Source organism: Streptomyces sp. NPDC049577 (assembly GCF_040675635.1).
Classification (GTDB): Bacteria; Actinomycetota; Actinomycetes; order Streptomycetales; family Streptomycetaceae; genus Streptomyces.
This window is the reverse complement of the sequence record NZ_JBFAPH010000296.1, coordinates 1-7,888: the sequence shown is the minus strand read 5'-3', so window position 1 is coordinate 7,888 and position 7,888 is coordinate 1. Positions and strand designations below refer to the sequence as shown.

Here is a 7,888-nt window from a genome sequence, read left to right as displayed (position 1 = left end):
GCCGTTGTCAGTGCCCCCGGTTACGGTGAGTGAGTACCGATCACACGCGCTGAGGGGGAGAACATGGCGCTCGCGCGGGCTGCTCGGCGGGCTGCTGTCGTTCGGCGCCTACGGGCTGGTGCTGTGGGCCCAGACCCGCGCGGAGCTCGCGCCGATCTCGGCCCTGCGGGAGTCCTCGATCATCGTGGGCGCGCTGATCGGTGCGCTGTTCTTCCGGGAGCGCTTCGGGATGCCGCGCATCGCGGCGGCGGGCCTGATGGTGCTCGGCATCGGACTGATGCTCCAGCACTCCGGCTGACCGGGCGGCGCACGAGTCCGTGACCGAGCCCGTGACCGGGCCCGTAACTCGCCACCGACCGGGTGACGTTCGAACACTTTCGTCCGCCGTTCCGATATGCCTGGCGTCCGCTGTCCCCGCACTCCCCGTTCTCACGACGCCATGGAAGAGGAACACCGTCATGCGCATGCGCCACGCGTCCGGGCTGGCCGCCGTCGCCGCCCTGCTCGCCGCGACAGCCGCCCCGGCCTTCGCCGCCCCCGCCGACCCGGCGGACAGCCTGACCGTCGACAAGACCGCCCGTGTGGCCAAGGACGGCACGGTCTCCATCTCGGGCACGTACCGCTGCACCGGTGACACGACGAACGAGCCGGTGTACGTGGGCTCCACCCTCAGACAGAAGTCCTGGGGCGACGGCATCGGCGGCACCCGCGCCGTGTGCGACGGCAAGCGGCACCGCTGGACCAACACCGGCCGTCCGGGCGAGCCCGGCTACCGGCCCGGCCCGGCCCGCGTCGAGGCCAACATGATCAGGCTGCGGAAGGACCGCAACGGTTCCCTCATGGCGCACTACCTCAGCTCGCAGAGCCGGCCGGTCAAGCTGACCGCCAAGGAGCAGCCGAAGGACCACGCCAAGTAGCCGGGCAGGTGTGCCGGGGGGTGCTCCGGGGGTGCGCCGCCGGTGCTCCCCCGCCGCTCCTGCGAGGATGGACGCGTGACTGGAACGCTCGTACTCGCAGGAACCCCCATCGGTGACGTCGCCGACGCGCCCCCCCGGCTGGCCGCCGAGCTGGCCGCCGCCGAGGTGATCGCCGCCGAGGACACCCGGCGCCTGCGCAGGCTGACGCAGGCGCTGGGCGTGCACACCACGGGCCGGGTCGTGTCCTACTTCGAGGGCAACGAGTCCGCCCGTACGCCGGAGCTGGTGGAGGCGCTCGCGGGCGGGGCGCGGGTGCTGCTGGTCACCGACGCCGGGATGCCGTCCGTCTCCGATCCGGGTTACCGGCTCGTGGCCGCCGCCGTCGAGCGCGGCGTGAAGGTCACGGCCGTGCCCGGGCCGTCCGCCGTGCTCACCGCGCTGGCCGTCTCGGGGCTGCCGGTGGACCGGTTCTGCTTCGAGGGCTTCCTGCCGCGCAAGGGCGGCGAACGGCTGGCCCGGCTGCGCGAGGTGGCCGACGAGCGGCGCACGCTGGTCTACTTCGAGGCCCCGCACCGGCTCGACGACACCCTCGCCGCCATGGCCGAGGTCTTCGGCGAGGACCGCCGGGCGGCCGTCTGCCGCGAGCTGACCAAGACCTACGAGGAGGTCCGGCGCGGCCCGCTGAAGGAGCTCGCCGAATGGGCCGCCGAGGGCGTGCGCGGCGAGATCACCATCGTCGTGGAGGGCGCGGCCGAGCGCGGGCCGCAGGAGCTGGACGCCGCCGAACTGGTCCGCCGGGTGCGGATCCGGGAGGAGGCGGGGGAGCGTCGCAAGGAGGCCATCGCGGCCGTAGCCACGGAAACAGGGCTACCCAAGCGAGAAGTGTTCGATGCGGTCGTAGCGGCAAAAAATGCCGCTCAGCAGGCTTCATCGTAAGGTAAAGGGCTAATCTGAAAAGCAAAGCCTGGGCCTGGCAGCCGGGGCCTTCGGGCATGAAGCCGCCAAGTTTGCCCCAATTCGCGGGTTGAGCTGCTGCGCTGTCGCCGGGATGGGCGTTCCCTGGAGGTGGGACGTCCGATCCCGGAGAGACTTGTCCGACGGACAAGAGGAGCTGCCATGAGCGAGACCGCAGGAACCTCGAGTGGTGTTCACCCCGCGACCAGCACCGTTCCCGAGCAGGAGCCCCGGCACGAGCACGGGCCGAAGTTCGAGACGGCGCACGAGTCCTACTCCTTCGCCTGTATGCGGTGCGGGCATGGATGGGAACAGTCGTACGAAATACGGCACTTCGCCGACGCCGAAGGCCGCCCGTTCGTGCTGTACTACGCCGACGGCGAGCGGGTTCCCTCCCCGCTGAGCCACCCGACCTGCGTCAACTGCGGCATGCACGTCGTGCGCATCATGCGGGCCGGCCGCGTGTCCAAGATCGCTGACGCGATGCACCTGCACGAGCGCACCGTCGTCCCGGCCACCATGCAGGCGGCCGCCGGCCCCCTCCAGGACGGCGGCAACCGCGACGAGGACGCGCACGGGCACCGGCGCCGCGATCACCACTGGCACCTCTCCGACCTGCTGCATCCGTTCCACCGGAAGTAACCGGGAGCGAAGCGGGACGCCGCAGGGCCGGTCCCTAGAATCGCGACCATGGCGGCAACAGCATCGAACAGCACTCCGGCCGGCGGCGCGCGGAAGAAGAACGACGACACCAAGGACGTCCCCCCGCCGCTCCCGGAGCCGCTGAACGTGCCGGTGGCCGACGCGCACACCCACCTGGACATGCAGTCCGGGAGCGTCGAGGCCGCTCTCGCCAAGGCCGCCTCGGTCGGGGTGACGACCGTGATCCAGGTCGGCTGCGACCTCGAACGCTCCCGCTGGGCGTCGGAGACGGCCGCAGCCCATGACGCGGTGTGGGCCACGGTGGCGCTGCACCCGAACGAGGCACCCCGCATCGTGGACGCGGCCGGCGGCGGGTACGCCGCGCTCGACGCGCAGATCGACGAGATCGACCGCCTCGCCGGGCTGCCGCAGGTGCGCGGGGTCGGCGAGACCGGGCTGGACTACTTCCGCACCGGCCCCGAGGGCGTCGCCGCCCAGACCCACTCCTTCCGGCGCCACATCGACATCGCCAAGCGCCACGGCAAGGCGCTCGTCATCCACGACCGCGACGCCCACGACGACGTCCTGCGCGTCCTCGAGGAGGAGGGCGCGCCCGGCACCGTCGTCTTCCACTGCTACTCCGGTGACGCGGAGATGGCCAAGATCTGCGCGGCCGCCGGCTACTACCTGTCCTTCGCCGGGAACGTCACCTTCAAGAACGCCCAGCACCTGCGCGACGCCCTCGCCGTCGCCCCGCTCGACCGCGTCCTCGTCGAGACCGACGCGCCCTTCCTGACCCCGATGCCGTATCGCGGACGGCCGAACGCCCCTTACCTCATTCCGGTCACATTGCGCGCCATGGCCGAGGTCAGGGGGATCGGCGAGGACGCTCTGGCCACGGCGGTAGCAGCCAATACCGCACGCGCCTTCGGGTACTGAGTCCCGTTTGCCGCGACACCGTGTGACCATACGACTTTGGAGGGTGAGGGCGGCTCCGCTACAGTCCCGGGCCTAGCCGGACCCAGTGGAGTGTCGTGAGCCAGACCCAGGACAGCCCGCCGTCGTACGGTCCCTACGCGCCGACCGAGCCGTACGGGCCGTACGACTCGCTGTACGAGCCCTACGCCGCCGACCCCGGCGACGTCACCCTCTACGAGCCGCCCCACGAACCGCCGCCCCACGTGCCGCGCCAGACGGCCCCCGCGCGGCCCGGCCCCGAACCCGGGCCGGAGCCCGCCGCCGTCGCGCACCGCACGGCGGCCCGGCGCCGCAGACGCGGCGGCACCGGGACCGGTGCCGCGGCCGAGCGCTCCGAGCCGCCGCCCCTGCGCCGGCTGCTGCCCCAGGCGCTGGTCGTGGCCTTCCTCGCCGGCGGCACCTCCGCCTTCCTGGCCAGCGACAAGGCCGTCCAGATCAGCGTCGACGGCCATCCGCGCACCCTGCACACCTTCGCCGACGACGTCGGCGAGCTCCTCGCCGAGGAGGGCATGACCGTCGGCGAGCACGACATCGTCGCCCCCGGGCCCCAGCACGACCTCGCCTCCGGCGACCGCGTCATCGTCCGCTACGGCCGCCCCGTCACCCTCACCCTCGACGGAGAGCGCCGCCAGGTGTGGACCACCGCCCGCACCGTCGCCGGCGCCCTGCGCCAGCTCGGGGTGCGCGCCGAGGGCGCCTACCTGTCCGCCTCCCGGAACGAGCCCATCGGCCGCACCGGGCTCGACCTGGACGTCCGCACCGAGCGGACCGTCACCTTCATGGCCGACGGCCGTGAGCGCACGATCCGCACCAACGCGGCCACGGTCCGCGAGGCCGTCGAACAGGCCGGGATCTCCCTGAAGGGCCAGGACACCACCTCGGTCGACCCCGAGAGCTTCCCCCGCGAGGGCCAGACGATCTCGGTCATGCGCATCACCGGCGGCCAGGAGGTCCGCGAGGAGCCCATCGACTTCACCACCGAGCGGCGCGACGACCCCGACCTCTACAAGGGCTCCGAGGTCGTCGTCCAGCGCGGCGAGAAGGGCGTCGAACGCGTCACCTACCAGCTGCGCACGGTCAACGGCGTGCGGCAGAAGCCCCAGAAGGTCGCCTCCCAGGTAGTGCGCCAGCCCCGCAAGCAGGTCGTCAAGGTCGGCACCAAGCCCCGGCCCGTCGGCGTGCAGAGCACCGACGGCCTGAACTGGAACGCGCTCGCCCAGTGCGAGGCCGGCGGCCGCCCCGACGCCGTCGACCCCTCCGGCACCTACGGCGGGCTGTACCAGTTCGACACCCACACCTGGCACTCCCTCGGCGGCACCGGCCGTCCGCAGGACGCCTCCGCCGAGGAGCAGACCCTCCGGGCCAAGAAGCTGTACGTCTCCCGGGGTGCGAGCCCGTGGCCCGTGTGCGGCCGTAAACTTCACGGGTGAGCTCCAGCCCCAGCACAGACGAGTCCGGCGCCCTGCTCGGCCCGGCCGACATCCGAGAACTGGCCACCGCCCTCGGGGTCCGCCCCACCAAGCAGCGCGGCCAGAACTTCGTGATCGACGCCAACACGGTCCGGCGCATCGTGCGGACCGCCGAGGTCCGCCCCGACGACGTCGTCGTCGAGGTCGGCCCCGGGCTCGGGTCGCTGACCCTCGCCCTGCTGGAGGCCGCCGACCGCGTCACCGCCGTCGAGATCGACGACGTGCTCGCCGCGGCCCTGCCGTCCACCGTCGCCGCCCGGCTGCCCGGCCGCGCCGACCGCTTCGCGCTCGTGCACAGCGACGCCATGCACGTCACCGAACTGCCCGGCCCGGCGCCCACCGCGCTCGTCGCCAACCTCCCCTACAACGTCGCCGTGCCCGTGCTGCTGCACATGCTCGACCGCTTCCCCAGCATCGAGCGCACCCTGGTGATGGTCCAGGCCGAGGTCGCCGACCGGCTCGCCGCCGCCCCCGGCTCCAAGGTCTACGGCGTGCCCTCCGTCAAGGCCAACTGGTACGCCCACGTCAAGCGGGCCGGCGCCATCGGCCGCAACGTCTTCTGGCCCGCGCCGAACGTCGACTCCGGCCTGGTCTCCCTCGTCCGCCGTACCGAGCCGCTCGCCACCTCCGCCACCAAGGCCGAGGTCTTCGCCGTCGTCGACGCCGCCTTCGCCCAGCGCCGCAAGACCCTGCGCGCCGCCCTCGCCGGCTGGGCCGGCTCCGCGGCCGCCGCCGAGGCCGCGCTGGTCGCGGCCGGCATCTCGCCCCAGGCCCGGGGCGAGTCCCTGACCGTCGAGGAATTCGCCGCCATCGCCGAACAGAAGGGCGCCACCCAGTGACCAGCCCCGCCGCCGGTTCCGCCACCGGATCCGTCACCGTCCGGGTCCCCGCCAAGGTCAACGTCCAGCTCGCCGTCGGCGCCCCGCGCCCCGACGGCTTCCACGACCTGGCCAACGTCTTCCTCGCCGTCGGCCTCCACGACGAGGTCACCGTCACCCCCGCCGACGCCCTCCGCGTCACCTGCTCCGGCCCCGACGCCGCCCAGGTCCCCCTCGACGCCACCAACCTGGCCGCCCGCGCCGCGCTCGCCCTCGCCGAGCGCCACGGCCGCGAGGCGAACGTCCACATCCACATCGCCAAGGACATCCCCGTCGCCGGCGGCATGGCCGGCGGCAGCGCCGACGGCGCCGGCGCGCTCCTCGCCTGCGACGCCCTGTGGGGCACCGGCGCCTCCCGCGAGGAACTCCTCGACATCTGCGCCGAGCTGGGCAGCGACGTGCCCTTCAGCCTCGTCGGCGGCGCGGCCCTCGGCCGGGGCCGTGGCGAGCTGCTCACCCCCCTGGAGGCCGGCGGCACCTTCCACTGGGTCTTCGCCGTCGCCGACGGCGGCCTGTCCACCCCCGCCGTCTACGCCGAGTGCGACCGCCTCCGCGCCGGCACCCACGTCCCCGCCCCCGAGCCGTCCCCGGCCCTCCTGGAGGCCCTGCGCACCGGTGACGCGGCCGCCCTCGCCGCCACCGTGAGCAACGACCTCCAGCCGGCCGCGGTCTCCCTGCGCCCCTCCCTCGCCGACACCCTCGACGCGGGCACCGGCGCCGGCGCGCTCGCCGCGATGGTCTCCGGCTCCGGACCCACCACCGCCTTCCTGGTCGCCGACGCGCCGGCCGCGCAGAAGGTCGCGGACGCGCTGACCGCGTCCGGCACCTGCCGCGCCGTCCGCATCGCCGCCGGCCCGGTCCCGGGCGCGACGGTCGTCTGAGTACGGGTACTCAGCCCGGCTGAGTACCCCCGCCGTGGTCCGCGGGGCGCCCGGCGCGCCAGAGTGCGCCCATGCCCGTCCACAGCAGCGCAACGGCACTCGCCGCGGCCACCCCCGCCGGACGCGACCGCTACATCGACCTGCTCCGCGTCCTCTCCCTCGGCACCGTCGTCCTCGGCCACTGGCTGATGGCGGCGGTCACCGCCGACGGCGACGGGCGGCCCCGGGTCGGCAACCTGCTCGCCGTCGAACCGGCGCTCCAGCCGCTCACCTGGGTGCTCCAGGTCATGCCCGTGTTCTTCTTCGTGGGCGGCTTCTCGCACGCCCTCTCCCACCGCTCACTGGCCCGTCGCACGGCCTCCGGCCGGGTGTACGCCGCCTTCCTGCGCGCCCGGCTCCAGCGGCTGCTCCGCCCGACCATGGTCTTCGTCCTGCTCTGGGGAGCGGGCGCCCTCTGGGTCCAGACGACCGGCGCCGGCGGGGCCCTGGGCGACGTCGCCGCGCGGCTGGTGGCCCAGCCGCTGTGGTTCATCGGGATCTACCTGGCCATGGTCGCCTTCACCCCGCTCCTGCTGCGCGCGCACCAGCGCTGGGGCTGGGGCGCGTTCGCCGCGCTCGTGACGGCGGCGGCCGTCGTCGACGCGCTGCGCTTCGCGGCCGGCGTGCCGTTCGCCGGATTCCTCAACTTCGGCTTCGTCTGGCTCGCCGTCCACCAGCTCGGCTTCCTCCGCGCCGACGACCGGCTGCGCCACCCCGCCGCACTGGCCGCCGCCGGGCTCGCGGGCGCGGTCGCCCTCGTGGCCCGGGGCCCGTATCCGCTGTCGATGGTCGGGATGCCGGGCGAGCAGGTGAGCAACATGTCACCCCCCACCCTGGCCCTGCTCTGCCACGGCCTGTGGCTGGTCGGCGCGGTCGAACTGCTGCGCGGCCCCGGCACGCGCCTGGTGGCGCGCGCCCGCGTGTGGCGGGGCGTGGTCGCGGCGAACGGCATCGCCATGACGGCGTTCCTCTGGCACCTGACCGCCATGCTCGGCGTGTACGGGGCGCTGCTCGCGCTCGACGCGCGGCTGCCGGCCGTGTACGGGTGGCCCTTGCGGGCGGTACGCAGCGAGTTGGCGAGGTACTCGACGCCACCGGCCGGTATGACCTTCTTCGTGCCGTCGGGCTGG

The 7,888-nt window shown here is 73.8% G+C and carries 9 protein-coding genes; all 9 read left to right on the top strand.

Features of this window, described 5'->3' with window-relative positions:
- On the top strand, nt 1-298 hold a 298-nt coding region (locus tag AB0K09_RS25965), incomplete at its 5' end, for an EamA family transporter (protein WP_366067810.1).
- Nucleotides 299-458: 160 nt separating this feature from the next.
- Nucleotides 459-917, top strand: coding sequence for a DUF6299 family protein (locus AB0K09_RS25960; RefSeq protein WP_366067809.1), 459 nt, complete (start codon nt 459-461; stop codon nt 915-917).
- 75 nt (nt 918-992) lie between these two features.
- Nucleotides 993-1,853, top strand: a complete 861-nt coding sequence (rsmI, locus tag AB0K09_RS25955) for a 16S rRNA (cytidine(1402)-2'-O)-methyltransferase (protein WP_366067808.1) — start codon at nt 993-995, stop codon at nt 1,851-1,853.
- Nucleotides 1,854-2,159: 306 nt separating this feature from the next.
- Nucleotides 2,160-2,513, top strand: a complete 354-nt coding sequence (locus tag AB0K09_RS25950; RefSeq protein ID WP_366067811.1) for a hypothetical protein — start codon at nt 2,160-2,162, stop codon at nt 2,511-2,513.
- Between the two features lie 48 nt (nt 2,514-2,561).
- A complete protein-coding gene (locus tag AB0K09_RS25945; RefSeq protein ID WP_366067807.1) occupies nt 2,562-3,452 on the top strand; it encodes a TatD family hydrolase in 891 nt (296 codons plus the stop codon).
- A 95-nt stretch (nt 3,453-3,547) separates the two neighbouring features.
- Nucleotides 3,548-4,921 (top strand): ubiquitin-like domain-containing protein, encoded by a 1,374-nt coding sequence (locus AB0K09_RS25940; protein ID WP_366067806.1) that lies wholly within the window; start codon nt 3,548-3,550, stop codon nt 4,919-4,921.
- A complete protein-coding gene (rsmA, locus tag AB0K09_RS25935; RefSeq protein WP_366067805.1) occupies nt 4,918-5,799 on the top strand; it encodes a 16S rRNA (adenine(1518)-N(6)/adenine(1519)-N(6))-dimethyltransferase RsmA in 882 nt (293 codons plus the stop codon). The genes AB0K09_RS25940 and rsmA overlap by 4 nt, the downstream gene beginning before the upstream one ends.
- Nucleotides 5,796-6,719, top strand: coding sequence for a 4-(cytidine 5'-diphospho)-2-C-methyl-D-erythritol kinase (locus AB0K09_RS25930; protein ID WP_366067804.1), 924 nt, complete (start codon nt 5,796-5,798; stop codon nt 6,717-6,719). The genes rsmA and AB0K09_RS25930 overlap by 4 nt, the downstream gene beginning before the upstream one ends.
- A gap of 71 nt (nt 6,720-6,790) precedes the next feature.
- Nucleotides 6,791-7,888 (top strand): acyltransferase (locus AB0K09_RS25925; RefSeq protein WP_366067803.1); only part of this gene is annotated, 1,098 nt, incomplete at its 3' end.

Coding starts and splice junctions, on each gene's coding strand:
- AB0K09_RS25960 (WP_366067809.1), top strand. CDS start 459: ATGCGCATGCGCCACGCGTCCGGGCTGGCCGCCGTCGCCGCCCTGCTC.
- AB0K09_RS25950 (WP_366067811.1), top strand. CDS start 2,160: ATGCGGTGCGGGCATGGATGGGAACAGTCGTACGAAATACGGCACTTC.
- AB0K09_RS25945 (WP_366067807.1), top strand. CDS start 2,562: ATGGCGGCAACAGCATCGAACAGCACTCCGGCCGGCGGCGCGCGGAAG.